This window comes from Streptomyces sp. NPDC001507 (genome assembly GCF_042894765.1).
Lineage (GTDB): Bacteria > Actinomycetota > Actinomycetes > Streptomycetales > Streptomycetaceae > Streptomyces.
In genome coordinates, this window is record NZ_JBIAVV010000004.1 from 487,532 (window position 1) to 514,391 (window position 26,860).

Here is a 26,860-nt window from a genome sequence, read left to right on the forward strand (position 1 = left end):
TGTGTCACGCAGCGCGCACAAGGGATGACGGTATGCGGTTCGGATCATGGCGACAAAATGGATCTTTGAACACCGCCAACGTGTACGGCTGGGGTGAGAACAAGGGGCGGACCGAGGAGATCATCGGCAACTGGTTCGCCAAGAGCCCCGTCCACCGCGACAAGGTCGTGCTCGCCACCAAGGTGTACGGCAACATGGCCGCCGACGGGGACGCCTGGCCCAACCACGACAAGCTCTCCGCGCTGAACATCCGGCGCGCGGTGGACGCCAGCCTCAAGCGGCTGCAGACCGACTACATCGACGTCTACCAGTTCCACCACGTCGACCGCCGGACCCCCTTCGAGGAGATCTGGCAGGCGATCGACACCCTCGTCACGCAGGGCAAGATCCTCTACGCGGGGTCGTCCAACTTCCCCGGCTACAAGATCGCCCAAGCCAACGAGATCGCCGCCCGGCGCGGCGGGACCATCGGCCTGGTCAGCGAGCAGTGCCTGTACAACCTCGCCGAGCGCCGCGCCGAGATGGAGGTCATCCCGGCCGCGCAGGAGTACGGCCTCGGGGTCATCCCCTGGTCGCCGCTGCACGGCGGGCTGCTCGGCGGTGTGATCAAGAAGGAGGTCGAGGGCGGGCGCCGGGCCAGTGGCCGCGCCGCGGACTCCCTCGCCAACACCACCATCCGCGCCCAGATCCAGGCCTACGAGGACCTGCTGGACAAGCACGGCGTGGAGCCGGGCGAGGCCGCCCTGGCCTGGCTGCTCACGCGTCCGGGTGTCACGGGCCCGATCGTCGGCCCCCGGACCGCGGAGCAGCTTGAGTCGGCACTGCGGGCCGTGGAGCTCGAGCTGAGCGAGGAGCTGCTGTCCGGACTGGACGAGATCTTCCCGGGCCCGGGCCCGTCCCCGGAGGCCTTCGCCTGGTAGTCCCGTCAGGGAGAGCGCCCCGTCAGGGGCGCTGGGGGTCCCCCCGGCCGAAGGCTGGGGGAGGAACTGCGCGACCAGCCACCGCCGGCCCGCGGCCGACAACGGCGGCCGCAGTTCCCCCTCCACCCGGCCCTCACCTCATGGCGGAGGCCACGGCAACCACCACGAACAACAACACAAGCGCACCGGCCATGATCCGGTTCCGGGTCTTCGGGTCCACGGCAACGAGCCTAACCGGCCGCCCCCAGCTCCCAGCGGCCGACCACCTCGTACCGCGGCTGCTCCCCCGGCACCCCCGACGTCGGCAGACTGCTCCGCACCAGCGCCAGCTCCCCGACCGTCCAGGTCCGGCTCGCGAACTCGGCGAGCAGCGCCACGTACGGCCGTACCTGCACCGCGTCCCGGCTGCGGGCCACCGTCAGGTGGGCCTTGTAGCGGCGGTGCTCCCCCATCGGCAGGCCAGCCTTCCGGGCCGCCGCCTCCACGCGGTCGGCCAGCAGGCGCAGGGTGTCCAGGTCGCCGTCGGCCCCCGCCCACAGCGCCCTGCCGTGTCCGAACTGTCCGCCGCCCGCGACGGCCAGCGCGAAGGGCGGGGTGCGGTGGGCGGCGCGGGCGAGGCGGTCCGAGAGGTCCGGTACGACGTCGTCGTCGACCTCGCCGTAGAACGCGAGGGTGTAGTGCCAGCCGGGGCGGCCGGTCCAGCGCAGCGCCCCCGCACCGGGCAGCTTCTTCAACTCGGCCACGCGTTCGGCGAGTTCGGCGGCCACGTCCTCCGGGGGAAGCACGGCGGCGAAGAGTCTCATGCGGACCACCCTGCCATCATGGGGCGATGCGGATCACCATCAGGGAAGCCGGACCCGACGACATACCCGTGATCCTCGGCATGCTCGACAGCTGCGTGGAGTGGCTGGTGGGGCAGGGGCGGACCGAGCAGTGGGGGACGACGCCGCTGTCGGCGAACGAGAAGACCGCCGAGTCGGTCGCCCGGTACATGGCCGAGGGGGTCACGTACCTCGCCGAGGCGGACGGGGTACCGGCCGCCACGCTCACCCTGACCGACGCGCCCGGCGCCTACCTGGCCCATCTGCCGCCGCCCGGTGAACCCGAGCGGTACATCCACTGGCTCGCCTCCGACCGCCGCTTCAAGGGCCACGGCATCGGCAGCGCCCTGCTGGCGCACGCGGCCGAGGAGACCCGGCGGGCGGGCGTCGCGCTGCTGCGGGTGGACTGCTACGCGGGCGCCGACGGGAAGCTCGTCCGCTACTACGAGAGCAACGGCTTCACCCGTACCGACACCTACACGGCGATGCGCGACTGGCCGGGACAGGTGCTGGCCCGGAGGCTGTAGTCGCCTCCGGGCCGGCAGTCGCGGCTTCCCGTGTCTCAGGCCGCCGGTGCGAGCTCTTCCTGCTGCTCTCTCGGGACGAAACGCACCCGCGGGTGGCCGCCGTGCCAGCCGACCGAGAGGCGGAGGTTGCCGACCCGGGCCAGGACGAGGCCGATGCCGATCGCCGCGGCGGCGGCGATCGCACCGCCGACGGCGAGGCCCGCCCGGACGCCGTAGGTGTCCGTGATCCAGCCGGCGATGGGCGCGCCGATGGGCGAGCCGCCCATGAACACCATCATGTAGAGGGCCATCACCCGGCCCCGCATGGCCGGGTCGGTGCCCATCTGGACGGTGGTGTTGGCGGTGACGTTGACCGTCATGCCGAACATGCCGATCGGGACCATGAGCAGGGAGAACAGCCAGAGGGAGGGGGCGGTCGCGGCCACCAGCTCCAGGCCGCCGAAGGCGACCGCCGCCGCGAGCATCACGCGCAGCTTGGCCGTGCCGCGTCTGGCCGCGAGCAGGGCGCCGGCCAGCGAGCCGACCGCCATCAGGGTGTTGAAGAGGCTGTAGGAGCCGGCGCCGGCGTGGAAGACGTCGTCCGCGAAGGCGGAGAGGTAGACGGGGAAGTTGAAGCCGAAGGTGCCGACGAACCCGATCAGGATGATGGTCCAGGTCAGGTCCGGGCGTCCGGCGACGTAGCGCAGGCCCTCTCTGAGCTGGCCCTTCCCCTTCGGGGCGCGCCGCACGACGTGCAGGTCACGCCCGCGCATGAGCAGCAGGCCGACGAGCGGGGCGACGAAGGACAGGCCGTTGAAGAGGAACGCCCAGCCGGTGCCCACGCCGGTGATCATGAGGCCGGCGACGGCCGGGCCGACGAGGCGGGCGGACTGGAAGTTCGCGGAGTTCAGGCTGACCGCGTTCTGCAGCTGGTCCGGGCCGACCATCTCGGAGACGAAGGACTGGCGGGCCGGGTTGTCGACGACCGTGGCGAGGCCGACGACGAAGGCGGCGAGGTAGACGTGCCAGACCTGGACGTGGCCGGAGAGGGTCAGCAGGGCCAGCGCGACGCCGGTGAGGGCCATCGAGGTCTGCGTGACGAGGAGGGCGCGCCGCTTGTTGAGGCGGTCGACCAGGACCCCGCCGTAGAGGCCGAAGAGGAGCATCGGCAGGAACTGCAGGGCGGTGGTGACGCCGACGGCGGTCGCGGAGCCGGTGAGGCTGAGGACCAGCCAGTCCTGCGCGATGCGCTGCATCCAGGTGCCGATGTTCGAGACGACCTGGCCGGCGAAGAACAGCCGGTAGTTCCTGACCTTCAGCGAGCTGAACATCGAGGACTTGCGGGCTGCGGGGGTAGTAGGGGCGGTCGGTGCGGGGGCGGAAGGTGTTCCGGGTCCCGTACTCAAACGGATTCGCCTCCTCCTTCTATCGGCTGTTACAGGTGTGCGAGCTTCTCCAGCACGGGGGCGGCGGCGCGGAGCTTCGCCCACTCGTCCTCGTCGAGTCCGTCGACCAGGCCGGCCAGGAACGCGTTGCGCTTGCGACGGCTCTCTTCGAGCATCGTCTCGGCCTGTTCGGTCCTGGTGACGACCTTCTGGCGCCGGTCCTCGGGGTGCGGCTCAAGCCGGACCAGTCCCTTGGCCTCCAGCAGCGCCACGATGCGGGTCATCGAGGGCGGCTGCACGTGCTCCTTGCGGGCCAGCTCACCGGGGGTGGCCTGGCCGCAGTTGGAGAGGGTGCCCAGCACCGACATCTCGGTGGGGCTCAGTGACTCGTCGACCCTCTGGTGCTTGAGCCGTCGCGAGAGTCGCATCACGGCGGAGCGGAGGGAGTTCACGGCGGCCGCGTCGTCGCCATGGGTAAGGTCCGGCATGTTCTTTAGAATAACTCATTACTCTTCCTAAAGACCACCCGGACACGCCGATATGCCCGTGACCTCGGCCACTGAACCCCTCTCATCACCCTTCCGGGTGAGTCATCACCGGAAAGTGACGCATCGGGCGCACGGATGTGGCGCCCTCGTATCCATGGGGACCAGTGTGCTCAGCCTGCGGATGGACGGGGAGCTGCTCGACCGGCTCCGATGCCACGCGGCGAAAAGGGGAATGAGCGTCCAGGACTACGTGGTCCGGACGCTCATTCGGGACGACTTCGACGAACGGTTCTCGGCCGCCGTCGAGGAGACGGAGAGGTTCTACGGCGACCAGGTCAAGGTCACGTGAGACCCAGCGCCGGCATCAGGTAGTAGAAGGCGAACACCGCCGAGACCACGTACATCGCGACCGGGATCTCCCGGGCCCGGCCGGCGGCCAGGCGCAGCACCACGAAGGTGATGAAGCCCATGCCGATGCCGTTCGTGATCGAGTAGGTGAACGGCATCATCACCATGGTCACGAAGGCCGGGATCGCGAGCGTGTAGTCGGCCCAGTCGATCTCCTTGACCGAGCCGGCCAGGATCAGGAAGCCGACCGCGAACAGCGCCGGGGTGGCCGCCTGGGACGGGACCATCGTGGCGACGGGGGTGAGGAACAGCGCCACGGCGAACAGGCCGCCGGTGACGACGTTGGCGAAGCCGGTGCGGGCGCCCTCGCCGACGCCCGCCGTGGACTCGACGAAGCAGGTGGTGGCCGAGGAGGAGCTGGCACCGCCGACCGCGACCGCGACGCCGTCGATGAAGAGGACCTTGTTGATGCCCGGCATGTAGCCCTGGGCGTCGGTCAGCTTGGCCTCGTCGCTGACGCCCATGATCGTGCCCATGGCGTCGAAGAAGCAGGACAGCAGGACCGTGAAGACGAAGAGGATGCCGGTCAGCACACCGACCTTGCCGAAGCCGCCGAAGAGGCTGACCTTGCCGAGCAGGCCGAAGTCCGGGGTCGCCGCGGGGTTGCCGGGCCAGGTCGGGACGGTCAGGCCCCAGGTGGTCACGTGCGCCACGGCGTTGATGACCAGCGCCAGCACGGTCATCGCGACGATCGAGATCAGGATCGCGCCGGAGACCTTGCGGACGATCAGCGCGAGGGTGAGCAGCACGCCGAGCACGAAGACGAGCACAGGCCAGCCGTTGAGGTGACCGTCGGTGCCGAGCTGGAGCGGGACGGTGGTCTGGGCGACGTCCGGGATGCGGGTGACGAAGCCGGAGTCCACCAGGCCGATCAGCATGATGAACAGGCCGATACCGATGGAGATCGCCTTGCGCAGGCTGTAGGGGACGGCGTTCATCACGCGCTCGCGCAGACCGCTGGCGACCAGCAGCATCACGACGATGCCGGCCAGCACCACCATGCCCATGGCGTCCGGCCAGGACATCCGCGGGGCCAGCTGGAGCGCGACGACGGAGTTCACGCCGAGGCCGGCGGCGAGCGCGATCGGGACGTTGCCGATGACGCCCATCAGCAGCGTCGTGAAGGCCGCGGTGATGACCGTGGCGGTGACCAGCTGACCGTGGTCGAGCTGGTGGCCGTACATGTCCTTCGCGCTGCCGAGGATGATCGGGTTCAGCACGATGATGTACGCCATCGCGAAGAACGTGGCGAAGCCGCCGCGCACCTCGCGGGCCAGGGTGCTGCCCCGCTCGGAGATCTTGAAGTAACGATCCAGCGCGCCGTACGCGGGGGTCGCACCCGGCTGTTCGGGGGCGGGGGCCTGAGTGGAAGCCGGGGTCGACATTGGAGTTTCCTACGATCGAAAGTGGTCAAACACAAACGGTTTCAGTATGAACATATGATGCCGAGATCGCTATCTCCGCGCGTAGACCTTGCGAGTGCGTAAGCTGAGCGCCATGGCGAAGTGGACCCCCCAGCACGAGGCACCCGAGCCCCTTGAGGGCCCTGTCGTCCCGACGATCATCGGCGGCACGATCATCTGGTTCGTCCTCTTCCTGGCCCAGCTCCCCTTCTACGGCTGGTACTCCGACCACGGCCACACCTGGTGGATCTGGACCTGCCTGGCCGGCGGCGGCCTCGGCCTGATCGGCGTGTACTACGTGAAGCGACGAGACGCGGCGATCAAGGCGCACCTGGGGGCGACCGAGTAGGGACCTCGCCCTCGGACGCCGGACGGGCAGCGCCCCGTAAGGGGCGCTGGGGGTCCCCCGGCCGAAGGCCGGGGGAGGAACTGCGCGACCAGCCACGACGGGCGCGGCAGTCGGCAGATCGCGGCACTTCCGGCGGAGCGCCCGGGCCTCCTGCTCGAACGCCGGGCAGGACGGGGAGTGCCCCGGCTTTTCAGAGGACCGGGTCGGGCGGGCGGGTGGGCAAAGGCCTCGGCGTCTACAACCTGCGCACGAGTTCGGTCCTCCCCTGGTCGGATCTTCCGGGCACTCGGCAGGTGAACGCGCAAATCCGCACGTACCGTCGAATGCATGCAGCACATCGACGCGGGCGCCGAGCTCGACCCCGTGCATCCCGTACCGCTGCCGGTGCCGCCGGGCGGGGCGGCCGGCCTGACCACCGCCGAGGTCGCGGAGCGGGTCGCGCGCGGCCAGGTGAACGACGTACCCGTTCGCAGCAGCCGCTCGTTCGGCGAGATCGTGCGCGCGAACGTCTTCACCCGGTTCAACGCGATCATCGGCGTGCTGTGGCTGATCATGCTGGTCGTGGCGCCGATCCAGGACAGCCTGTTCGGCTTCGTGATCCTCGCCAACACGGGCATCGGCATCGTGCAGGAGTGGCGGGCGAAGAAGACCCTGGACTCGCTCGCGGTGATCGGCGAGTCGCGGCCGACCGTGCGCCGGGACGGAGCCGCCGTCGAAGTGAGCACGAGCGAGATCGTGCTCGGCGATCTGATCGAGATCGGCCCCGGCGACAAGATCGTGGTGGACGGGTTGTGCGCCGAGGCCGACGGCCTGGAGATCGACGAGTCGCTGCTCACCGGTGAGGCCGACCCGGTCGTCAAACGCCCTGGCGACCAGGTGATGTCGGGCTCCTTCGTGGTGGCCGGCGGCGGCGCGTTCGCGGCGACGAAGGTCGGCCGGGAGGCGTACGCCGCCCAGCTCGCCGAGGAGGCGTCCAGGTTCACGCTCGTCCACTCCGAGCTGCGCACCGGTATCTCGACCATCCTCAAGTACGTGACCTGGATGATGGTCCCGGCCGCGATCGGCCTGGTCGCCACCCAACTCGTGGTCAAGAACAACGGGCTCAAGGACGCCGTCGCCCGTACCGTCGGCGGCATCGTCCCCATGGTCCCCGAGGGCCTGGTGCTGCTCACCTCCGTCGCCTTCGCGATCGGCGTGATCCGGCTGGGCCGCCAGCAGTGCCTGGTCCAGGAACTCCCCGCGATCGAGGGGCTCGCCCGCATCGACACCGTCTGCCTCGACAAGACCGGCACCCTCACCGAGGGCGGCATGGACGTCACCGAGCTGCGGGCGCTGGACGGCGTCGACGAGACGTACGTACGCAAGGTCCTGGGCTCGCTCGGCGAGTCCGACCCGCGTCCCAACGCCTCCCTCCAGGCGATCATCGACGCCTACCCGGACAGCGAGGACTGGCGGTGCGTGGAGTCGCTGCCCTTCTCCTCCGCCCGCAAGTACAGCGGGGCGACCTTCAGCGAGGGCGACGGGGAGACCAGTACCTGGCTGCTGGGGGCCCCGGATGTGCTGCTGGGCGCCGACGATCCGGCGCTGGCCGAGACCGTGCGCCTCAACGAGCAGGGACTGCGGGTGCTGCTGCTCGCCCGCGCAGGCCGGGACCTCGACGACCCGAAGGTGCCGCAGGGGGCCCGCGCCACCGCGCTGGTGGTCCTGGAGCAGCGGCTCCGCCCGGACGCCGCCGACACCCTCCGCTACTTCGCCGACCAGGACGTCCGCGCCAAGGTCATCTCCGGTGACAACGCGGTGTCGGTGGGGGCGGTGGCGGCCAAGCTCGGCCTCAGCGGTACGACGGTGGACGCGCGCCGGCTGCCGGCCGAGCGGGACGGCATGGCCGAGGCGCTCGACGCGGGCACCGTGTTCGGGCGGGTCACCCCGCAGCAGAAGCGGGACATGGTGGGGGCGTTGCAGTCACGCGGGCACACGGTCGCGATGACCGGCGACGGCGTGAACGACGTACTCGCCCTCAAGGACGCCGACATCGGGGTCTCGATGGGCTCGGGCTCCGAGGCGACCCGGGCGGTCGCCCAGATCGTGCTGCTGAACAACAGCTTCGCCACGCTGCCCTCGGTGGTGGCCGAGGGCAGGCGGGTGATCGGCAACATCACCCGGGTCGCCACGCTGTTCCTGGTCAAGACGGTGTACTCGGTGCTGCTCGCGGTGCTGGTGGTCTGCTGGCAGGTCGAGTACCCGTTCCTGCCGAGGCACCTGACCCTGCTCTCCACCCTGACCATCGGCATCCCGGCCTTCTTCCTCGCCCTGGCACCGAACAAGGAACGGGCCCAGCCGCACTTCGTGCGCCGGGTGATGCGCTACTCGATCCCGGGGGGCGTGGTGGCCGGTGTCGCGACCTTCGTGACGTACCTGGTCGCCCGGCACTACTACACGGGGGCGGGATCCCTGGACGCCGAGACCAGTGCCGCGACCCTGACCCTGTTCCTGATCTCGCTGTGGGTGCTGGCGATCATCGCCCGCCCGTACACGTGGTGGCGGATCGCCCTGGTGGCCGCGATGGGCGTGGCCTTCGTGTTCGTGCTCGCCGTGCCCGCGCTGCAGAGCTTCTTCGCGTTGAAGCTGGTAGGGGTGGCGATGCCGTGGACTGCCGTCGGCGTGGCCGTGGCGGGGTCGGCGGTGCTGGAGTTCATCTGGAAGTGGGTGGAGCGGAAGTACCCGGTTTGATGCGGTGGTGACGGTGCCGGGGAACCGCGCGGGCCGGTGGTGGCTGGTCGCGCAGTTCCCCGCGCCCCTTACGGGGCGCTGCAACTACTGCACGTCGACGTAGTCGCCCGTGGCGCTGACCGCCTGGGTGGTCGAGGTGCCGGCGAAGGAGTAGCGGTAGTAGCCGTCGACCGACGCGGTGGTCGTGGTCTTCAGGGCGCCCGTGGAGGACGACTTGACGGTCTTCAGCGTGGTGTAGGTGGTGGAGCCCTTCTTGCGGAACTGGAGCTTGACCGACTGGCTGCCGTAGCCGGCGTACTTGCCGGATTCCCAGTTGGCGCGGGTCAGGGAGCCGGTGACCGTGATGGTCTTGCCCTTCTTGACCGGCTCGGGGGTGGCGTTGACCGTCAGCTTGGACTGGCGCTGGACCAGGACCTTGCCCATGGCGTCCTGGAAGGTCGGGTTGCCGTCCTTGTCGAAGGCGATCCCGCCCTTCTGCCACGTGCCGGCGATGCTGTTGACCAGGTCGGCGCGGCTCACGTTGAGGGTGGCCTTGCAGCTCTGGACGGTGGACGAGGTGTTCGTGCAGGTCGGGTCCGTGTCGGGGGCGACGCCGTACTCGGAGGTCTTGATCGAGGTGCCGTGGTAGATGACCGGGACGGCGTAGAAGTCGCTGGTGCTCAGGCTCGCGGCGTGGGTCACCTTGTAGGTGACCGGGACCTTCACGGTGCCCGTGGCGGGCACGACGATCGCCTTGCCGGCGTTGACCGTCATGTTGGAGAAGGTGATGTCCAGCGTGGTGCTGCCGGCGGCGTGCGCGGCCGGGGCGACGAACGCGGAGAGGGCCAGGGCGCCGGAGACGGCTGCCACGGTGGCACGAATGCGCATGGATTCCCCAGTGGGAACAGTGGGCGCGGGGCCCAAGGATCTAGGGAGTCTGTTGACTCGGGTGATCAGATCCACGAGGGGCGAGCAAGGTTGTACGAGTGAGACGCAATCCGGCCAGATTTTTTTCTTTTGCGACCGCATTACGTCGCCTTGCTGCCCCGCGACTCAGACCCTCGGCCACATGGGCTCGCCCGCCGTCGGTGCGCCCTTGCCCTCGCCCGCGTACCAAGCCCGCGGACGGAGCCCGGAAGGTGACCCCATGAAATACCTCGCTGCTGGCGGTGCCCGCGGACCGACTCACCGGCGTGTACCCGCTGCGGCCGGAAGCGGACTGAGCCGAGGCCCGGACGTGGCCCGGGCCTCTCGCAGGGCCCGGGCCACGTCCGTTGGTCTCCGCGGTCTCGTCAGTCGAACCAGCGGTCCCGTGCCAGTTCCTCCGTCCGGGACGGGTCCTCGAGGAGGGCCGCCACCTCGAAGCGGCGCGGCCACTGGCCCGCCGCCCAGGCCAGACCGGCCGCCACGCCCTCCAGGGTCGCGGCGTGCAGGACGCCGTCGCCGGTGAGGCGCCAGTCGATCTCGACGCCGTCGACGACCAGTTCCTCGTGCTCGACGTACGTCCGCGGGGTGCGCGGGCCGAGCAGGACGTGCACCGGCTCGGGGACGTCGTGCTCGGTGCCCTCCGAGTCGACCGACCCCGTCACCGACTCGCTCAGCCGCCGCACCTGGAACAGCTCGGCCAGCTCGGCGGCCCGGGACGGGCGGACGGGCAGCAGCGGGACACCGGCCGTGAACGGCAGCAGGTCGGGTGAGTCCACGACCACCGCGTCCGCCGCGTCCACGACCTCCACCCGGCCGTCGGTCACCGCCCGCAGCTCGTCGGGGAGCGTCACCTGCTCCGGGTCCAGCTCGGCCAGCGCGCCGTACAACGCATGGAGTTGGGCGCCGGAGACGGAGCGGTCCGGGTCGGCGAGCCGGTCGAGGAGTTCGGCGGCGCCGCCCGGCTCGTCCAGGAGGGCGGCCACCGAGGTCCGTACGCCCAGCGCCCGCAGCACCTGCTCGTCCTCGAAGCCGGTCGCGTCGGCCTCCTCGTAGAGGCCGCGCAGCAGCGGGTCGCCGCCGGCCGCGAGCAGCCCGGCCGGGCGGCGGCCGTCGAGGACCGGGTGCCCGCGCAGCCACCACGCGGTGTACGGCCGTACCACCTCGTGCGTGCCGTCGGGCAGCAGGATGCGGACCGGCTGGGTGAGGGCGTCGCGCAGCGGCGGCTGGGCGAGCAGGGCGAGGGCCTCGGGCCAGTGGTCCTCGTCGACGAGGTCGAGGTCGCGGACTGCGATCAGCTCGGTGGCGACCGGCGGGACGGGGGTGTCCGGGAAGCGGTCGAGGATGTCCTCGCACCAGACGTCGACGGCGTCGAGCAGGCCCGCGTCGTCGGGTTCCGCGAAGTCTCCCTCGCGGGGCTCCAGTTCGTCGGGGTCAAGGACGACGTCGGTGGCGCGGACGAGCGCGAAGTTCGCGAGCACCCCACAGGCGGCGAGCGGCCCCTCGCCCCACTTCTCGGCCAGCTCGGCGTCCACCGAGGCCAGTTCGTCCTGCCTGATCACCCGGGCGAACGGGCTGCCGGGGAAGACCAGTTCACTGGCCGGGGCCAACTCGCCGTCCTCGTCCGGGAGTGCGAGCGCGCCCAGCCAGGGCTCGTCACCGGGTTCGAGACCGGCGTCCCGGACCAGCGCGAGCACGGTGTCCGCCAGTTCCTCGGCGTCCGGGGCGTCCTCCTCCCAGAGCGCGCCCCCCTCGTCGTCCAGCGAGGCCGCGACCGCGGCCCGCACCTGCGGGGTGGTGAGGACCGCGCGGGGGCTCGCGGGCAGGGCGCCCAGCTTCTCCAGGAGCGGGTGGGCGGCGTCCTGGTGGGCGACCTTGAGGCCGAGCCGGGCCAGCACCTCGGGGTCGATGGCGGCCGCGTCCGCGGTGGGGAGCAGGACCTGCCGGGGACCGATGGTGGTCCTGCCGTCCGCTAGCGGCACCGGCAGCCCCGAGAGCCGGTCGGGGTCGACGCCGGCGAGGCTGTCGTAGAGCCGCCACCACCAGTCCGGGTCCTTCTCCAGCCCGGCCAGGCGGTCGACGGCGTCGGCGAGCGGCAGCCGGGCGACGGAGAGGGTGCGCAGTTCGACACGGCGTTCGAGACCGGCGGGGAGCAGCGTGGGCAGCACCTCGGCCAGGACCCGGACGGTGTCCGCTCCGGCCCCCTCCACGATCTCGGCGTCGCGCGGCCGCAGCGCCTCCGGGAGGTCGGAGTCGTCGCTCGCCACGGCGGGCGGCAGGAAGGCGGTGCGCGGCAGCCGCTCCAGGATCGCCTGGCGCAGCGCGCCGTCCAGCTCGCCCTTGCCGAGCGGGCCGGGCACCAGGTGGATGATCCCCTCCCCCACCGGCCGCCAGTCGGCGAGGAGTTCGGCGTACGCGTCGGCCGCGCGCTGCACCAGGAAGTCGGTGAGCGGGCCGGGGGCGGCGTGCCGGCGGGTGGTGTCGAGGGGGAAGGAGGCGATGAGCAGGGCGGGCACGCCGAGCGGTTCGTCGCTGGGGGTCGGGGCGTGCACGACGGGGGCGGTGCGCGGCCGGTCCGGGGCGCCCTGGCCGTCCGTGGGCACGGCCCAGGTCAGCGACCAGTGCGGGCGCAGCCGCTCCTCGACCGGCCGGTCGGCGAGCAGGTCGGGGGTGAGCGGGCCGTGCGCGGAGACGGTACGCCAGCGGGTGGTGCCCTCCCGCGAGTCCGCCACGACGGTGAGCGCACCGTCCGTACTGCGGCGCAGGGTGCGGGTGGTGTCGGCGTTCTCGACCACGACCTCCTCAAGACCGGGGAGGGCCAGGAGCAGGGCGTCGTCCACGGCTTCGAGGAGGCGCTCGGCGAGATCGGCGGCGGCGGTGTCCCGCAGCGGCAGGATCACGACCGTGTCGTACGGGTCGGGGGCGGTGCCCTCGGCAGCGAACGGGAGCCGGAGGAGCGGGACATGACCGTCCCGCCGGCGGATCTCGTCGCCCAGCCCCGGGCTGTTCCGGGCGGTCTCCTCGGCCAGTTCCCGCCCCTCGGCGAGCGACCAGCGGACCCCGCCGTGCCGGCCCACGACCGCGGGTTCGTCGGTCACGGCCAGCACGGCGGCGAACCCGACGCCGAACCGTCCCACCGCGCCGTCGCTGTCCCCCCGCTTCGCGGAGGCGCGCAGGGTGGAGAGGGACTCGACGCCGGCCGCGTCCAGCGGAGCACCGGTGTTGGCGGCGAACAGGACGCCGTCGCGGAGGGTGAGCCGGAACCGTCCGGGCACCCCGGCCCGGGCCGCCGCGTCGGCCGCGTTCTGCGCGAGTTCCACGACGAGCCGGTCCCGGTACCCGCCGAGGACCAGGTCCTCCTCGGCGTTGGCGTCCTCCCGGAACCGGGCGGGGCTGGTGGCCCAGGCGTCGAGGACACCTCGCCGAAGACGAGCGGTCCCGAACGGGTCGGCACCCTCGGCTGCGGGCCGCACGAACTTGCTCACGTTGTCTCTCCTCGTCGACGTGAGCACGAAGGTACCGCCTCACCGAAGGAGCGTCGGCCGGAGGACGCCGACCGTGGCCGGGAGCTTCGGGAGCGTGGCGACCGGGACGTCCGGCCGCTCCGGGTCCACCGGCTCCACCGGGTGCTGCAGCTGGTACAGGTCGCCCCGTGACGGGTACCGGGTCAGCTGGGCGACGAGCCTGGCCGGATCCCTGGTGGTCATCACCTGGACCCCGCCTTGCCCGGCCGGTCGGCGGGGGCAGGCCGGGCGCGGGTTCTCCTTCGCGGGAGAGCCACTCACATTCGCGGGAGAGCCACTCACACGGACGGGGGCCGCCCGGCCCGGGCACCTCGGCTCGTGGTTACGAGTGGCCCAGCTCCGCCGACGTCTCGTCCTCCGTCGTCGGTACCGAACCGGAGTCGGAGGCGGGGCGGAGGGGGAAGGGGTCGACCCTGGTCTCGTCGATGACCGGCGGGGCCGGCTGGGGGGTCTTCGGCATGACCGCGGCCTCCGAGTGGCCGCCGCAGCCGTAGGAGAGGGAGACGACCCGGCCGTCGGCCGGGGAGAACTCGTTGGCGCAGACGCCGAAGGCCTGGCCGAGAGAGCCGCCGATGGGGCTGAGGAAGCCACAGCTCACGCAGGTCGCGGGGGCGGCCTGGGCCATGGGGGTCTTGGCGCCGTACGCCTCCTCCCAGCGGTCGGCCGCGGTGTGCAGGCCGTAGCGGGACAGGACCCGGGCGCGCCGCATGCCGAGTTCCTCGGCGACCGAGGCGATCGTGCCGCGGGCGGGGACCGTCGGCAGGTGCGCGGGCGTGCCCGCGGTGACCTCGGCGTCCTCCGCCTCCGCCAGCTCCTCCATCTCCTCGGAGATCGGGGAGTTCGGCTCCGGCTCGTCCTCGCCGGTGTAGCCGGGCTCCAGGCGGAGGTCCTCGGCCTCGGTCGGCAGCAGGTCGCCGGGGCCCATGTCGCCGGGGCGCAGCCGCTCGCTCCACGGCACCCACTCGGGGGCGAGGAGGGCGTCGGGGCCGGGGAGGAGGACCACCTCGTCCAGGGTGACGACCTTGGCGCGGGAGGCACGGGCCACCGTCACCGCCCAGCGCCAGCCGCGGTAGCCCAGCTCCTTGCACATGAAGAAGTGCGTGACCACGCGATCGCCCTCGGCCACTGCTCCGGCGTGCTCGCCGACCACCCCCGGTGCGGCGGCCTCCTCGGCTGCTCCACGGGCGAGGTCGACGGCCTCGGCGCACAGGCGGTCGGGGGTGCGGCTTCGCGTTGTCGCTGCGCTCACAGGTATCGCTTCTCTCCTACGCCGTCTCACGAGTGCGGTTGCCTCCGGCGGTGGGGCGGACGGAGCGGACCTGTGGGCCGCATCGACGTCCGCGTCCGATCGCGCTCGGGCGCACCTATGCCATCCATTCTGCTTTATGGCTGAGATACGCACGCTACCCCGTCGCCGGTGGTGGGGGACAGTCCGGCGTGCGAGCGGGGAGGGGGGAGACCCGACGGGGGTGGGGCGGGTCGTGTTTCGGGTGCGGGTGGGTGGGGTTGCTCGCGCAGTTCCCCGCGCCCCTTACGGGGCGCTCCCCAGCCGCGTCCTAGGTGCATAGCCGCGGGCAGTCGTGCCGCTGGGGCGGCACGGGTGGGCGCTGGGGGTCCCCCCCGGCCGAAGGCTGGGGGAGGCACCCGGCCAGCGCCAGTGAGCGTCCCCACCCCCCGCCGACCGGGTCAGGGCGCCCCTTCCGACTCGCTTGGCCACAAAGTGCACTAGGAACAGCACTCTCAGGGCACTATGAAGCACGTGGCAACCGCGAGGTCACCCCACCGCGCTGTCGGGGTCGGTAGCGGTGCGGGCCGGATGCGCGGTGCCGTCCGCTCGGTCGGGCGTGCCCTGCACCTTCCGGTGACCGGTACCGCCCGCTCCATCCGCAAGGCCACCCACGCGCACGGCGCCGGCGAGTCCGGGCTGGGGAAACTGATCGAGCTGCATGCGGTCAACGGCGCCGGCGATGTCATGATCACCGTTGCTCTCGCCTCCACCGTGTTCTTCTCGGTGCCCACCGACGAGGCCCGCGGACGCGTCGCCCTCTACCTCGCCATCACCATGGCGCCCTTCACCGTCCTCGCCCCGGTCATCGGCCCCCTGCTCGACCGGCTGCCGCACGGGCGGCGCGCCGCGATGGCCGGTGCGATGCTCGCCCGGGCGCTGCTCGCCCTGATCATCGCGGGCGCGGTGGCCGGCGGCGGCCTGGAGCTGTATCCGGCCGCGCTCGGGGTGCTGGTCGCGTCGAAGGCGTACGGCGTGGTGCGCAGTGCCGTCGTACCCAGACTCCTGCCGCCCCGGTTCTCGCTGGTGAAGGCCAACTCGCGGGTCACCCTGGCCGGGTTGCTCGCCACCGGGGTGGCCGCCCCGGTCGGGGCCGGGCTGCACGCGATCGGCGACCCGTGGCCGCTCTACGGCGCCTTCGTGATCTTCGTGGCGGGAACCTTTCTCTCCTTCTCGCTGCCACCCAAGGTGGACTCCGCCAAGGGCGAGGACGTGGCACTGCTCGCCGCCGACGAGGAGCATCTGCACGGCCCGCTCCGGAAGGAGACGCGGCGGCCGGGGCTGCGGACGGTCGGACCCGCCGTCACCCACGCCCTCGGCGCCAACGCGGCCCTGCGCTGCCTCTCCGGCTTCCTGATCTTCTTCCTGGCGTTCCTGCTCCGCGAGCACCCGCTGACCGGCGAGAGCGCCGCCGTGTCGCTCGGCATAGTGGGGGTCGCGGCGGGCGCGGGCAACGCGCTCGGTACGGCGGTGGGGTCCTGGCTGCGTTCCCGGGCGCCGGAGATCATCATCGTGGCGGCGGTGGCGCTGGTGCTGGGTACGGCGATCGTCGCGGCGCTGTTCTTCGGCGCCTTCCTGGTGGCGGTACTGGCGGCGACGGCCGGTTTCGGACAGGCGCTGGCCAAGCTGTCCCTGGACGCGCTGATCCAGCGGGACGTGCCGGAACTGGTGCGCACGTCCGCGTTCGCCCGCTCGGAGACGCTGCTCCAGGTGGCCTGGGTGTTCGGCGGCGCGGTGGGCATCGTGATGCCGCTGAACGGCACCCTGGGGCTGGTGGTGGCCGCCGCGATCGTGGCGGCCGGCTGGCTGGCCACCCTGCGCGGCCTGATCGGCTCCGCCCGGCACGGCACCCGCCCCCGCCCGCGAGTGGCGTAACGAACCGGGCACGCCGTACCCCACATGGGGAGACGGCCCGGACCGCCCGATAGCCTTCGGCCATGACCACGCTGCACTCCCGCTCGCGACGCCGCCGCGTCGTCGCCGCCGCCGGCGCCGTTTCCGCCGGACTGCTCGCCCTGTCTGCCTGTGACAAACCGACGCCGATCGCCACGATCACGGTCGGTACGTCCTCGGTCAACTCCGAGGCCACCTGCTACAACGACGGCAAGGCCCTGGACACGGCCTCCCTCACGAAGTGCCTGAAGGACACCGGGATCAAGTCCATCAAGGTGGACCCGGACGACACGGTCCGTTTCGGCGTCGACCCGAAGATCGCGGACAACGGCTGGACGATCCTGATGAACGGTCAGGCGCTCACCGACTCCAGCACCAAGACCTACCGCACCATCCCGGGCAGCGTGTTCTTCAACGCCCAGTACGGCGCCTCCGGCAACTCGACCCTGGTCTCCATCAAGGAGGGCGACAAGTCGGTGCTGGGTCTGTGGTCCTTCAAGCTCAAGAAGGACGCCTGACCACGTCCGCCGCGCGGATCCTCGTAGCCACCGCGGTCCCGGCCGAACGGGACGCGGTGGCAAGGGCGTTCCCGGACGGTACGGCGGAGGAGGTACGGCTGCCGGCCGCGACGCTGCTGCGCACCGCCGCCGGGTACGACCTGCTCGCCGCTGGCGTGGGTCCGGCCCTCGCCGCCGCCGGCACCGCGACCGCCCTCACCGCCGCCGCGCTCGACGGCCGCCCCTACGCGCTGGTCGTCTCCGCCGGGATCGCCGGCGGTTTCCAGCCGGAGGCCCCCGTGGGCTCCCTGGTCGTCGCCGACGAGATCACCGCGGCCGATCTGGGCGCCGAGACGGCCGACGGATTCCTCCCGGTCACCGAACTCGGCTTCGGGGCCGTCAGCCACCGCCCGCCAAATTCACTCGTACGAGTGACAGCCGAGGTCACCGGAGCCCGCCCGGGAGCGGTACTCACCGTCTCCACGATGACCGGAACCGCCGCCCGCGCGGCCGTCCTGCGGACCCGGCACCCGGGCGCCCTCGCCGAGGCCATGGAGGGCTTCGGCGTCGCCGAGGCGGCCGCCGCGCACGGTGTGCCCGTGCTGGAGATGCGCGCGGTCTCCAACCCCGTCGGCCCCCGCGACCGCGCCGCCTGGCGCATCGGCGACGCCCTGGCCGCCCTGACCGAGGCCTTCGGGAAGCTCGTGCCCGCCCTGGAGAGTTGGAACCAGCATGACCAGTGAGCCCCTGCAGATCGCGTACTCGCCCTGCCCGAACGACACCTTCGTCTTCGACGCCCTCGCCCACGGCCGGATCCCGGGCGCGCCCGCGCTCGACGTGACCTTCGCGGACATCGACATCACCAACGGCATGGCCGAGCGCGGCGAGTCGGACGCGCTGAAGGTGTCGTACGCCGTGCTGCCGTACGTCCTCGACGAGTACGCCCTGCTGCCCTGCGGGGGTGCGCTGGGGCGGGGCTGCGGACCGCTGGTGCTGACCCGGGAGGCCGGAGCGGACCTCACCGGCCGTACGGTCGCCGTGCCGAGCGAGAAGTCGACGGCGTACCTGCTGTTCCGCCTCTGGGCCGCGGACACGCTCCCCGGCGGTGTGGGCGAGATCGTGGTCATGCCCTTCCACGAGATCATGCCGGCCGTGCGGGACGGGAAGGTCGACGCGGGGCTCGTGATCCACGAGGCGCGCTTCACCTACCAGAACTACGGCCTGCACAAGCTCGCGGACATGGGCGAGCACTGGGAGAACACGACGGGCCTGCCGATCCCGCTGGGCGCGATCATCGCGAAGCGCTCGCTGGGCGCCGAGGCGCTCACCCGCCTCGCCGACTCGATCCGTACGTCCGTCCACGCGGCCTGGGACGATCCCGAGGCCTCCCGGCCGTATGTCATGGCGCACGCCCAGGAGATGGACCCGGCCGTCGCCGACCAGCACATCGGGCTCTACGTCAACGAGTTCACCTCGGAACTCGGCGAGGACGGTTACGCGGCGGTGCGCGGACTGCTCACCCGTGCGGCGGCCGAGGGACTCGTCCCGCCCCTCGGCCCGCACGCACTCGATTTCCCCTGAAAAAAAGCACGGGACTTACCCGCTTCCGAGAGGCATATGCCGCTTGCGCGGTCACCCGGCTTCCCGGCTACACGTCCAGCTGGTCCGCGACCGCGCGCAGCAGCCCGGCGATCTTCGCGCCGGCGGCCTTGTCCGGGTAACGGCCGCGCTCCAGCATCGGCGTGATGTTTTCGAGCAGGGTCGTCAGGTCCTGCACGATCGAGGCCAGCTCGTCCGGCTTCTTGCGCTGGGCGGCGGCGACCGACGGGGTGGGGTCGAGCAGGACCACGGACAACGCCTGGTCACCGCGCTGACCGGCGACGACACCGAACTCCACGCGCTGGCCCGGCTTGAGAGCGTCGACCCCGTCGGGGAGAACCGAGGAATGGACGAAGACGTCACCGCCGTCGTCGCGGGAGAGAAAGCCGAAGCCCTTCTCGCTGTTGAACCACTTGACCTTGCCGGTAGGCACGTCTGTCCTCGTCCTCGTATCTCGTCGGAAACTGCTCGGAAAACTTCTGAATGCAACAGCTCTGGAACGGGCCTTGATAGCACTCGGGCGGGTCGACCACGACCCGCCGGTACCAAGGCTAATGGTCTTCGGGCGCGTGACAAGACGTCGCCCGGTTGTTCCTTCGGGCAGGGAACTACCCTGGTCGAGTGCGTGACAAAACCCAAGCGAATTCCGCCGGGCCCGGTGACCGACTGGTCCGTGCCGGAGCCGTGGTCTTCTTCATCGGTACGGTGGCCACACTCGTCACCGTGATACCGCTGTTCCTCGGTGCGAAGCCTTTTCCGACGTACATGTACCTGCTGAGCATGCTCATGGGCGTCGGCTTCCTGGTCGCGGCCGCCGGAGTGCTCCAGTCGGTCGCGGCAGGCCGCCGTCAGGCGCGGGAGGCGTCCTCCCGGTAACCGTCCTCGCGGTAGCGGGCCAGCCAGCCGGGCAGCTCGGTGAGGTCGGCGAGCACCACGTCGGCACCGGCCGCGCGCAGCTCCTCGGCGTCACAGGGCCCGGTGGCCACCGCCACCGACAGGGCTCCCGCCTTGCGTGCCCCGCGGACGTCTCCGACGTGGTCGCCGACGTACGCGCCCGCGGCGTGCTCGCGCAGCGCCACCGCCTTCTGCTCGGCCCACAGGTCGCCTACGACCGCGTCGGGGACTATGCCGAGGTGGCTGAGGTGCAGCTTCGCGTTGGGCTCGTACTTCGCGGTGACCACCACACTCTTGCCGCCGGCCGCCCGCACCGCCGCGATCGCCTCCCGCGCACCCGGCATGGCGGGCGTCGCCGTGATGGCGATCTCCGGATACATCGCCCGGTACAGACCACTCATCTCCGCGATCCGCTCGGCCGGGAACCAGTGCACCAGCTCCTCCGCGAGCGGCGGCCCCAGCCTGGTCACCGCCAGGTCGGCATCGATGAACGTCCCGGTCCGCTCGGCGAGCGCCACGTAGGTGGCGTGGATGCCGGGCCGGGAGTCGATGAGCGTCATGTCGAGATCGAAGCCGACGGTGAGCGGGCGAGAAGTCATATGGGTCATTGTGCAGGGCGGCGTGACCGGGGGTGGAGGGTGACTGGGGGGTGGGGGGCTGGGGTGGGCTGGAAGCGCTTGCGCGGGCGGGGGGTGGGGCTGGTGGGGACGCTCACCGGCAAAGGAACGGCTGGACAGTGCCCCGTCAGGGGCGCTGGGGGTCCCCCCGGCCGAAGGCTGGGGGGAGGAACTGCGCGACCAGCCCCCACCGGCCCGCAGCCACCCGGCAACAGGCCGCCCCACCCCCTACCGCGACCTCTGCGACCGCCACACCACGTACACGGCCGAGGCCAGCGCAGCGCCCCGTACCACCCACGGCCAGGTCTCCCCCACCGCACCGCTCATCTGCCCCTGGGCGATCGGTGCACCCCAGCGGCCGGCGCTGCGCCCCCAGAGCCAGACCAGACCGGCCGCCACGGACAGCCCCGGTATCCACATCACCGCCAGCTTCGTCTCCGCGGGGGTGAGCCGCCGGGAGCCGTAGGCGATGGCCCAGCCGAGGACGAGCGCGAACCAGTTGCCGAGGACCGCGCCCACCACGAGCGCGGCGGCGGCGAGCAGGAGGAGGGGGTTGCTCCAGCCGACCGCGGGCCGGAACCGGCGCCGTCCGGCCGGCGGAGCGGCCTCCTCCACCACGGGGGCCACCTCCGGCTCGGCCTCCGCCGGTTCCGGCTTCCGCAGCCGCGGCCTGCTGAGCAGTTCGGGAATCTCCACCCCGCCGACGAACCCGGGCACCCCGTCGCCGTCCCCGAACGGGCTGCTGTCCACCCGCCACCAGTCCGGCGGCGCCGTCGCGCCGCCGCCGTCCGGCTCCGCGGGCCGTGGGCGCGGTACGACGCGCCGCAGGTCCTCGGCCGGCGCCGAAGGCTCCGCGTCCCGCTGGACGGGAACCGTGCCCGGCGGCGGTTGCGGTGCCCTCGCCGGCGTCGTACCCGTACCGCCCGCCGCCTCGACGACCTCGTCGGGCGTGCCCAGCCGGTCCAGGATGCGCCGTACCGCGGCCGGACTGTCGACGGTCGCCTTCGCCCGCTGCCGGTCGATGTCGTTGCGCAGCCCGGAGACCAGCCGCATCCGCTCGGCCGACGACAACTGGCGCTGGTGCGCGATGTCCCCGACGCGGCTCAGATACTCGTAGACGACCTGATCGCTCTCGATACCCACGAAGTCCCCTCCGGGGCCGGTGCGTTGCCCTGGACAACTTGGATTACCCCGTCGGGACGACGGTAGCGCAGGCCACGGCTCATGTCGGCCGGCACACCAGCGGGTAGCGGGTCTCCGAGCAGGGGCGGTTGCCGTACTCCCGCAGGATGTCCTTGCCGCCCTGGTCGGTGAGGTAGCGCAGGAAGGCGGCGGCGATGGAGCCGGCGGGCGGTTCGCCGTACGTGTAGGCGTACTCGGTCTGCCAGTACGGGTACGTCCCCTGCTCGACGCCGACCAGGGTGGGCGGCATGCCGTCGATCTCCAGCTTGACCAGGTTGCCGGACGGCACGCTGCTGACCTCGCTGTAGCCGAGGCCGCCGGGATCCCTGCTCACGGCCTGCAGCAGGTTGTCGGTACCGGTGACCTCGCAGACGCCGTAGTGGTCGTCGTCCAGGGCCGTGCAGTCGGCGACCTTCGCCGACGGCACGGGCTTGTTCCCGAGGACCCGCTGTTCGAGGGCGTTGCGGGTGCCGGATCCGACGTTGCGGTTGATCAGGTGGACGGGGAGGTCGGGCTTGCCGCCCACCTGGGACCAGTACGTGATCTTCCCCGCGTAGATGTCGCGGACCTGCTGCAGGGAGAGGGTTCTGACGTGCGCGTCCTCGTTCACGACGAGGGTGAACAGGGTGTAGACCACCGGCCGGGGCAGCAGTTGGGGGTGTTTGCCCTGCGACGGCCCGTCGGAGAAGGCGATGTGGTTGCCGAGCCCGTCGTCGCCCTTGATCCCGGCGTCCGCGCCCGCCTGTTCCAGCCTGGTCACGCCGTCCGTGCTGTTCACGAACGTGCCGTCGCCGATGGGGATCCGCGCGCCCTTGGCCGAGCACAGCTTGGTGTACTCCTTCGCGGCCGCCGTGACCGCGGGCGCGAAGGCGGTGGAGCCGGACAGGTAGAGCGTGCCGCCGACGCAGTCCAGCGGGGCGGGCTTGGTGGGGAAGAACAGGGTGAGGCTCGCCTGGACGAGGACCGCAGCCGCCAGCAGGACCAGACCGCCCACGGCCGGACGGGAGGCGAAGGTGTGGCTCTCGGTGTGGGCCAGCTTGAGCCGGGCCAGCCAGCGGACCCAGGCGAAGGAGTGGTCCATGCCCCCGGTCACGGCGGCCTGGAACTCCGGCGGCGGGAAGGGCGCGTGCTCGCTGCCGCCCCGCCGCTCCAGGACCGCGAGGATCTTGTAGTGGGCGCCGGGGTTCAGCGTCACCTTGGGCAGCCGGATGACGCCGACGCCGTCCTCCCAGTCCTTTCCGAAGCCGTCGGTCTCCTGGGTCCGGCCGTCGCGGGTGGTGACGAAGAAGTGCCGGAGGGTGGGCTGGCTGAGTTCGGTCACCGCCATGCCGACGACCCGGCGGTCCCGGAACAGCACCCGGATGCCGGTCTTGTCGTCGGGCGGGGTCAGGTAGTCGCCGGAGACGATCTCCCGCCAGCCGGCGTTCTCGATCCGCACCAGCACGAACGAGGGTTCCACCAGCTCGTGGCCGTCGTCCCGCATCCGCGCGAGCACGTCGGCGCTCGGCGCGTGCGCGGTGTCCGTGGCCAGGGTGTCCATCTGGAGGCGGTAGCCGAGCCGCTTGCGGCGGATGACGACGAACTCCCAGAAGAACGCCAGCACCGGGATCACGACACTGAAGATCGCGACGACGTTGTTGAAGTTGAGTTCGACACCGAGCGTTCGCACGACCGCATCCCCCGAATCGCCGTGTCACAGCGCATAGTTGACATCGCGCGGTGGTCAGGGAGCCCAGGGTGACGACCGGGTGCCGAGTGGTGCCAGCGGTGCCGCGATCCTCCCGCTGAAATTCATTCGCCGGACATCTGCGCAACGTCCTGTTCGCCGGGCGGCTGCCCCTTGCACAGAAACGGCCGTGGGACAGGTGATCCCGGTGCCCGCCCCGCACCCGCTACCGTGGGTCGGATGAGCAACCCGGCCACCCCGCCGCGTTCCCTCGCGGAGGCGCTCCGGGCCAGGGACGACGCCTCCCTGGCCGTACTGCTGCGTGCCCGCCCCGACCTCATCACCCCCGTCCCCACCGACCTGACCCAGCTGGCCACCCGGGCCGGCACCCGCGCCTCGGTGCTGCGCGCCCTGGAACGCCTCGACCGCTTCGCCCTGCAGACCGCGGAGGCGCTGGCGGTGGCCGGCGACCCGGCGTCGTACCAGGAACTGCTGGGCCTGATGGCCGGGGACGGCGGGGACGGCCGGGACCCGGCCGTCGCAAGCGAGCTGCCGCGGGCCGTCGCCGCGCTCCGCGACCAGGCGCTGGTGTGGGGCGGCGACGACCGGCTGCGGCTGGTGCGGACCGCCCGCGAGGTGCTCGCCCCGTCCCCGCAGCACCCGTCGCCGACCGGTCTCGGCCCGACCGTGCGGGAGGCCACCTCGGGGATGTCGCCGGGCCGGATCCAGGAGATCGTGGCCGCCGCCGGGCTGCCCTCCACGCACGACTCGGTCTCCGCGGTGGACGCGCTCACCAAGCTGTTCGGGCACCGGAAGAAGATGGCGAAGCTGCTCGCCGCCGCGCCCGCCGAGTCCCGCGAGGTCCTGTCCCGGCTGGTCTGGGGGCCGCCGTACGGGCAGATCACCCCCGAGCCGGCCGCCCATCTGCGCTGGCTCCTCGACCGCGGCCTGCTGCTGCCGACCGCGCCCGGCACCGTGGTCCTGCCCCGCGAGGTCGCCCTGCACCTGCGCGAGGGTCGCGCCCACCGCGAACCGGAGCCCGTGCCGCCCGCCGTCGAGCCGGCCGCCGTCCACCGTCCACAGGTTGTGGACGCGACCGCCGCCGGGCAGGCGTACACCACGCTCGCGACCGTCGAGGAGCTGCTGAAGGACTGGGACGAGGGCGGTCCGGCCGTGCTGCGGGCGGGCGGGCTGAGCGTCCGGGACCTCAAGCGGACCGCCGTCGCCCTCGACGTGCCCGAGCCGATCGCCGCGTTCTGGGTCGAGCTGGCCTACGCGGCCGGGCTGCTCGCCTCCGACGGCGAGGCCGACGAACGCTACGCCGCCACCCCCGCCTACGACGAGTGGCTGGACCGGCCGCCCGCCGAACGCTGGGCCCAGCTGGCCGAGGCCTGGCTCACCGCCACCCGCACCTCCGGCCTGGTCGGCGGCCGGGACGCCAAGGACCGCGCCCTGTCCGCACTCGGCCCCGGCCTCGACCGCTCCGCCGCCCCCGAGGTACGGCACCGGGTGCTGTCCCTCCTCGCCGCGCTCCCGGAGGGCGCCGCCCCCGCCCCCGACTCGGTGCTGGCCCGGCTGCGCTGGGAACGCCCGCTGCGCGGCCCCCAGCAGCACGGCGACGACCTGCGCACCCGGCTGGCCCGCTGGACACTCTCCGAGGCCGAGCTGCTGGGCGTGACCGGGCGCGGGGCACTGTCGGCACACGGCCGCGCGCTCCTCGGCGCACCGGCCGCGGAGAAGGCGCCCGGCGGACAGGCGGCTGAGCCGTCCGGGCCCGGCGACAAGCTCCCGGTACGCCATCACCACCTCTCCCCCGCTCTCGAACCCCTCTCCCCGCCCGAGCAGGCCGTCGCCACCGCCACCGCCGGCCGGCTGCTCGCCCCGCTGCTCCCCGAGCCCCTCGACCACGTCCTGCTCCAGGCCGACCTGACCGCGGTCGCCCCGGGCCCGCTGCGCCGTCCGCTGGCCGACGCGCTGGGCGTCCTCGCCGACGTCGAGTCGAAGGGCGGCGCCACGGTCTACCGCTTCACGCCCGCCTCCGTCCGCCGCGCCCTGGACGCCGGCCAGACCGCCGCCGACCTGCACGCCTTCCTCACCACGCACTCCCGGACACCGGTCCCGCAGCCGCTCGCCTACCTGATCGACGACGTGGCCCGCAGGCACGGACACCTGCGGGTGGGCGCGGCCTCGGCGTACGTCCGCTGCGACGACGACACCGTCCTCAACGAGATCATGGCGGACAAGCGGGCCTCGGGCCTGCGCCTGCGCCGCCTGGCCCCGACGGTCCTCGCCACCCAGGCCGATCCGGCCGCCCTCCTGGAAGGCCTGCGCGCGATGGGCTACGCGCCCGCCGCCGAGTCCGCCGAGGGCGACGTCCTGATCACCCGCGCCCACGCCCACCGCACCCCGCCGCGCACGGCCCCCGAGCCGGTCCCGGAGGGCCCGCCGCCACCGGACCCCACTCTCCTCGCGGCGGCGATCCGCGCGATCCGCGCGGGCGACCTTGCCGCCACCACCCCGCGCAAGTCCGCGGGTGCCGCCGTCAAGGGGGGCGAACTCCCGCGCACCACCGCGGCCGAGACCCTCGCCACCATGCAGGCCGCCGTCCTCACCGGCGACACCCTCTGGATCGGCTACGTCAACGCCGAGGGCACGGCCAGCCAGCGCGTCATCGCCCCCATCCGCGTGGAGGGCGGCTTCGTCACGGCGTACGACCACACGGCCGACGAGGTACGCACGTATCCCTTGCACCGGGTGACGGGGGTGGCGGAACTCGCGGAGGACTGAAGCGTCCCGGTGGACAGGCCGCGGCCGCGTGGGCCGTCGTCCGGGTGCGGCGCCGTGGGGGCTGGTCGCGCAGTTCCCCGCGCCCCTTTCGGGGCGCCTCAGTTCGGGGCGCCTCAGTTCGGGGCGCTTCAGCGTTCGGGGCGCTTCACCTGGGCAGGCCGCGAGGGGCCGTCGTCCGACTGCGGCGCCGTCGTGGCTGGTCGCGCAGTTCCCCGCGCCCCTTTCGGGGCGCTTCACCGTTCGGGGCGCTTCACCTGGGCAGGCCGCGAGGGGCCGTCGTCCGGGTGCGGCGTCGTCGTGGCTGGTCGCGCAGTTCCCCGCGCCCCTTTCGGGGCGCTTCAGCGTTCGGTGGGTCGGCTAACAGTCTCGTACCGGTGCCCCGGCCGGCAGGCCGAAGTGGGTGCGGGCCGCGGCCCGGAGGGCGGTGGACGTCATCCCCCGGTCGAGGCGGGACGCCGCGTAGTGGCTGAAGTGGTGCTCCTCCCACTCGGCGCTGTCGTCCTCCGGCGCCTGTTCCTCGGAGACGACGCGATAGCCACCGTCGGCCGGGTCCCTCTCCAGCCGCACCACCTCCGGTATCTCCGCACCGCTGCACAGCACCAGCGCACCCGCACGCTCCCCGTACTCCTCGCACAGCGTGTTGATGCCGGCCCGTACCCGGCCCCCGCTCGCCTCCAGGTCCAGCGCCTCCGCCCGGCAGAACCACCGCGATCGGAGAGCGGGCTCGCTCTCCCCCTCCCCGGTCCCGGCGGACTGCGTCACGAGCCGCGCCTCGATCGCGGGACGAACCTCCGCCCACAGGCCGGCGTCGACCGCGCTCGACCCGCGCGCCCACACCCCGGCCGCCACCAGCACGACCACGGCCCCCGCGCCGGTACCCCAGATGCGTACGGACGTCACCCCAGCCTCCCCACCGAGCCGCGCCCATCCGCGGCTCCCTCGGACATGACACCCGAAACCGACCCAAGGTTGCACCGGACGATCAGGCACCTCCTGAAGCCGG

At 72.3% G+C, this 26,860-nt stretch carries 24 protein-coding genes; 11 read left to right on the plus strand and 13 right to left on the minus strand.

The window, feature by feature from the left end:
- The first annotated feature begins 32 nt into the window (after positions 1-32).
- Positions 33-920, plus strand: coding sequence for an aldo/keto reductase (locus ACFY0K_RS15970; protein WP_390640336.1), 888 nt, complete (start codon positions 33-35; stop codon positions 918-920).
- A 230-nt stretch (positions 921-1,150) separates the two neighbouring features.
- On the opposite strand, the gene thpR is transcribed toward ACFY0K_RS15970, so the two are convergent.
- The gene (gene thpR / locus ACFY0K_RS15975) at positions 1,151-1,723 is read right to left on the minus strand and encodes an RNA 2',3'-cyclic phosphodiesterase (protein WP_390640337.1); all 573 of its coding nucleotides are present in this window, start codon (positions 1,721-1,723) and stop codon (positions 1,151-1,153) included.
- 26 nt (positions 1,724-1,749) lie between these two features.
- Here thpR and ACFY0K_RS15980 point away from each other — a divergent pair, with 26 nt between their 5' ends.
- Positions 1,750-2,268 (plus strand): GNAT family N-acetyltransferase, encoded by a 519-nt coding sequence (locus ACFY0K_RS15980; RefSeq protein ID WP_390640338.1) that lies wholly within the window; start codon positions 1,750-1,752, stop codon positions 2,266-2,268.
- Positions 2,269-2,303: 35 nt separating this feature from the next.
- Here the strand turns inward: ACFY0K_RS15980 and ACFY0K_RS15985 are convergent, their stop codons facing one another.
- Positions 2,304-3,653 carry an MFS transporter gene (locus tag ACFY0K_RS15985; RefSeq protein ID WP_390640339.1) on the minus strand — a complete coding sequence of 450 codons (1,350 nt, stop codon included), beginning with the start codon at positions 3,651-3,653 and terminating at the stop codon, positions 2,304-2,306.
- A gap of 29 nt (positions 3,654-3,682) precedes the next feature.
- Positions 3,683-4,120, minus strand: coding sequence for a MarR family winged helix-turn-helix transcriptional regulator (locus ACFY0K_RS15990; protein ID WP_390640340.1), 438 nt, complete (start codon positions 4,118-4,120; stop codon positions 3,683-3,685).
- A gap of 154 nt (positions 4,121-4,274) precedes the next feature.
- On the opposite strand from ACFY0K_RS15990, the gene ACFY0K_RS15995 reads away from it, so the two are divergent.
- Positions 4,275-4,469, plus strand: a complete 195-nt coding sequence (locus ACFY0K_RS15995) for a ribbon-helix-helix protein, CopG family (protein WP_351957022.1) — start codon at positions 4,275-4,277, stop codon at positions 4,467-4,469.
- On the opposite strand, the gene ACFY0K_RS16000 is transcribed toward ACFY0K_RS15995, so the two are convergent.
- On the minus strand, positions 4,462-5,913 hold the full coding sequence (locus ACFY0K_RS16000; RefSeq protein ID WP_390640341.1) for an NCS2 family permease: 1,452 nt from the start codon (positions 5,911-5,913) through the stop codon (positions 4,462-4,464). The genes ACFY0K_RS15995 and ACFY0K_RS16000 overlap by 8 nt on opposite strands.
- A gap of 112 nt (positions 5,914-6,025) precedes the next feature.
- Here ACFY0K_RS16000 and ACFY0K_RS16005 point away from each other — a divergent pair, with 112 nt between their 5' ends.
- Both ACFY0K_RS16005 and ACFY0K_RS16010 read left to right on the plus strand, forming a co-directional pair.
- The gene (locus ACFY0K_RS16005; protein WP_390640342.1) at positions 6,026-6,280 is read left to right on the plus strand and encodes a DUF2530 domain-containing protein; all 255 of its coding nucleotides are present in this window, start codon (positions 6,026-6,028) and stop codon (positions 6,278-6,280) included.
- A 327-nt stretch (positions 6,281-6,607) separates the two neighbouring features.
- On the plus strand, positions 6,608-9,010 hold the full coding sequence (locus tag ACFY0K_RS16010) for a cation-translocating P-type ATPase (RefSeq protein ID WP_390640343.1): 2,403 nt from the start codon (positions 6,608-6,610) through the stop codon (positions 9,008-9,010).
- Between the two features lie 84 nt (positions 9,011-9,094).
- On the opposite strand, the gene ACFY0K_RS16015 is transcribed toward ACFY0K_RS16010, so the two are convergent.
- From ACFY0K_RS16015 to ACFY0K_RS16030, 4 genes are all read right to left on the minus strand, one after another.
- Positions 9,095-9,877, minus strand: a complete 783-nt coding sequence (locus ACFY0K_RS16015; protein ID WP_390640344.1) for a hypothetical protein — start codon at positions 9,875-9,877, stop codon at positions 9,095-9,097.
- A 404-nt stretch (positions 9,878-10,281) separates the two neighbouring features.
- Positions 10,282-13,398: a sacsin N-terminal ATP-binding-like domain-containing protein gene (locus tag ACFY0K_RS16020; RefSeq protein ID WP_390640345.1), complete on the minus strand. Its 3,117-nt coding sequence runs from the start codon at positions 13,396-13,398 to the stop codon at positions 10,282-10,284.
- A 39-nt stretch (positions 13,399-13,437) separates the two neighbouring features.
- Positions 13,438-13,620, minus strand: a complete 183-nt coding sequence (locus tag ACFY0K_RS16025; protein ID WP_390640346.1) for a hypothetical protein — start codon at positions 13,618-13,620, stop codon at positions 13,438-13,440.
- Between the two features lie 139 nt (positions 13,621-13,759).
- Positions 13,760-14,686 carry a DUF3027 domain-containing protein gene (locus ACFY0K_RS16030; RefSeq protein ID WP_390640347.1) on the minus strand — a complete coding sequence of 309 codons (927 nt, stop codon included), beginning with the start codon at positions 14,684-14,686 and terminating at the stop codon, positions 13,760-13,762.
- A gap of 567 nt (positions 14,687-15,253) precedes the next feature.
- Here ACFY0K_RS16030 and ACFY0K_RS16035 point away from each other — a divergent pair.
- From ACFY0K_RS16035 to ACFY0K_RS16050, 4 genes are all read left to right on the plus strand, one after another.
- A complete protein-coding gene (locus tag ACFY0K_RS16035; protein ID WP_390640348.1) occupies positions 15,254-16,597 on the plus strand; it encodes an MFS transporter in 1,344 nt (447 codons plus the stop codon).
- Positions 16,598-16,659: 62 nt separating this feature from the next.
- Complete coding sequence (locus ACFY0K_RS16040) at positions 16,660-17,133, plus strand: DUF2771 domain-containing protein (RefSeq protein ID WP_390640349.1); 474 nt, start codon at positions 16,660-16,662, stop codon at positions 17,131-17,133.
- Positions 17,103-17,855, plus strand: coding sequence for a futalosine hydrolase (locus tag ACFY0K_RS16045; RefSeq protein ID WP_390640350.1), 753 nt, complete (start codon positions 17,103-17,105; stop codon positions 17,853-17,855). Before ACFY0K_RS16040 ends, ACFY0K_RS16045 begins: the two co-directional genes overlap by 31 nt.
- Positions 17,845-18,693, plus strand: a complete 849-nt coding sequence (locus tag ACFY0K_RS16050) for a 1,4-dihydroxy-6-naphthoate synthase (RefSeq protein WP_352355996.1) — start codon at positions 17,845-17,847, stop codon at positions 18,691-18,693. Before ACFY0K_RS16045 ends, ACFY0K_RS16050 begins: the two co-directional genes overlap by 11 nt.
- 67 nt (positions 18,694-18,760) lie before the next feature.
- Here the strand turns inward: ACFY0K_RS16050 and ACFY0K_RS16055 are convergent, their stop codons facing one another.
- Positions 18,761-19,144, minus strand: coding sequence for a cold-shock protein (locus tag ACFY0K_RS16055; protein ID WP_093501504.1), 384 nt, complete (start codon positions 19,142-19,144; stop codon positions 18,761-18,763).
- A 188-nt stretch (positions 19,145-19,332) separates the two neighbouring features.
- Here ACFY0K_RS16055 and ACFY0K_RS16060 point away from each other — a divergent pair, with 188 nt between their 5' ends.
- Positions 19,333-19,587 carry a hypothetical protein gene (locus tag ACFY0K_RS16060; RefSeq protein WP_093501502.1) on the plus strand — a complete coding sequence of 85 codons (255 nt, stop codon included), beginning with the start codon at positions 19,333-19,335 and terminating at the stop codon, positions 19,585-19,587.
- On the opposite strand, the gene ACFY0K_RS16065 is transcribed toward ACFY0K_RS16060, so the two are convergent.
- From ACFY0K_RS16065 to ACFY0K_RS16075, 3 genes are all read right to left on the minus strand, one after another.
- Positions 19,560-20,204 (minus strand): HAD family hydrolase, encoded by a 645-nt coding sequence (locus ACFY0K_RS16065; protein ID WP_390640351.1) that lies wholly within the window; start codon positions 20,202-20,204, stop codon positions 19,560-19,562. The genes ACFY0K_RS16060 and ACFY0K_RS16065 overlap by 28 nt on opposite strands.
- A gap of 246 nt (positions 20,205-20,450) precedes the next feature.
- On the minus strand, positions 20,451-21,365 hold the full coding sequence (locus tag ACFY0K_RS16070; RefSeq protein ID WP_390640352.1) for a hypothetical protein: 915 nt from the start codon (positions 21,363-21,365) through the stop codon (positions 20,451-20,453).
- Between the two features lie 79 nt (positions 21,366-21,444).
- The gene (locus tag ACFY0K_RS16075; RefSeq protein ID WP_390640353.1) at positions 21,445-23,073 is read right to left on the minus strand and encodes a PstS family phosphate ABC transporter substrate-binding protein; all 1,629 of its coding nucleotides are present in this window, start codon (positions 23,071-23,073) and stop codon (positions 21,445-21,447) included.
- 237 nt (positions 23,074-23,310) lie between these two features.
- Here ACFY0K_RS16075 and ACFY0K_RS16080 point away from each other — a divergent pair, with 237 nt between their 5' ends.
- Complete coding sequence (locus ACFY0K_RS16080; protein WP_390640354.1) at positions 23,311-25,857, plus strand: helicase-associated domain-containing protein; 2,547 nt, start codon at positions 23,311-23,313, stop codon at positions 25,855-25,857.
- Between the two features lie 357 nt (positions 25,858-26,214).
- On the opposite strand, the gene ACFY0K_RS16085 is transcribed toward ACFY0K_RS16080, so the two are convergent.
- Positions 26,215-26,757, minus strand: coding sequence for a hypothetical protein (locus ACFY0K_RS16085; RefSeq protein WP_390640355.1), 543 nt, complete (start codon positions 26,755-26,757; stop codon positions 26,215-26,217).
- Positions 26,758-26,860 lie beyond the last annotated feature (103 nt).

What these genes read in the sequence shown, in the direction of transcription:
- ACFY0K_RS15970 (WP_390640336.1), top strand. Translation starts at nt 33, where the DNA reads ATGCGGTTCGGATCATGGCGACAAAATGGATCTTTGAACACCGCCAAC.
- thpR (WP_390640337.1), bottom strand. Translation starts at nt 1,723, where the DNA reads ATGAGACTCTTCGCCGCCGTGCTTCCCCCGGAGGACGTGGCCGCCGAA.
- ACFY0K_RS15980 (WP_390640338.1), top strand. Translation starts at nt 1,750, where the DNA reads ATGCGGATCACCATCAGGGAAGCCGGACCCGACGACATACCCGTGATC.
- ACFY0K_RS15990 (WP_390640340.1), bottom strand. Translation starts at nt 4,120, where the DNA reads ATGCCGGACCTTACCCATGGCGACGACGCGGCCGCCGTGAACTCCCTC.
- ACFY0K_RS15995 (WP_351957022.1), top strand. Translation starts at nt 4,275, where the DNA reads ATGGGGACCAGTGTGCTCAGCCTGCGGATGGACGGGGAGCTGCTCGAC.
- ACFY0K_RS16000 (WP_390640341.1), bottom strand. Translation starts at nt 5,913, where the DNA reads ATGTCGACCCCGGCTTCCACTCAGGCCCCCGCCCCCGAACAGCCGGGT.
- ACFY0K_RS16005 (WP_390640342.1), top strand. Translation starts at nt 6,026, where the DNA reads ATGGCGAAGTGGACCCCCCAGCACGAGGCACCCGAGCCCCTTGAGGGC.
- ACFY0K_RS16010 (WP_390640343.1), top strand. Translation starts at nt 6,608, where the DNA reads ATGCAGCACATCGACGCGGGCGCCGAGCTCGACCCCGTGCATCCCGTA.
- ACFY0K_RS16015 (WP_390640344.1), bottom strand. Translation starts at nt 9,877, where the DNA reads ATGCGCATTCGTGCCACCGTGGCAGCCGTCTCCGGCGCCCTGGCCCTC.
- ACFY0K_RS16025 (WP_390640346.1), bottom strand. Translation starts at nt 13,620, where the DNA reads ATGACCACCAGGGATCCGGCCAGGCTCGTCGCCCAGCTGACCCGGTAC.
- ACFY0K_RS16035 (WP_390640348.1), top strand. Translation starts at nt 15,254, where the DNA reads ATGCGCGGTGCCGTCCGCTCGGTCGGGCGTGCCCTGCACCTTCCGGTG.
- ACFY0K_RS16040 (WP_390640349.1), top strand. Translation starts at nt 16,660, where the DNA reads ATGACCACGCTGCACTCCCGCTCGCGACGCCGCCGCGTCGTCGCCGCC.
- ACFY0K_RS16050 (WP_352355996.1), top strand. Translation starts at nt 17,845, where the DNA reads ATGACCAGTGAGCCCCTGCAGATCGCGTACTCGCCCTGCCCGAACGAC.
- ACFY0K_RS16065 (WP_390640351.1), bottom strand. Translation starts at nt 20,204, where the DNA reads ATGACTTCTCGCCCGCTCACCGTCGGCTTCGATCTCGACATGACGCTC.
- ACFY0K_RS16080 (WP_390640354.1), top strand. Translation starts at nt 23,311, where the DNA reads ATGAGCAACCCGGCCACCCCGCCGCGTTCCCTCGCGGAGGCGCTCCGG.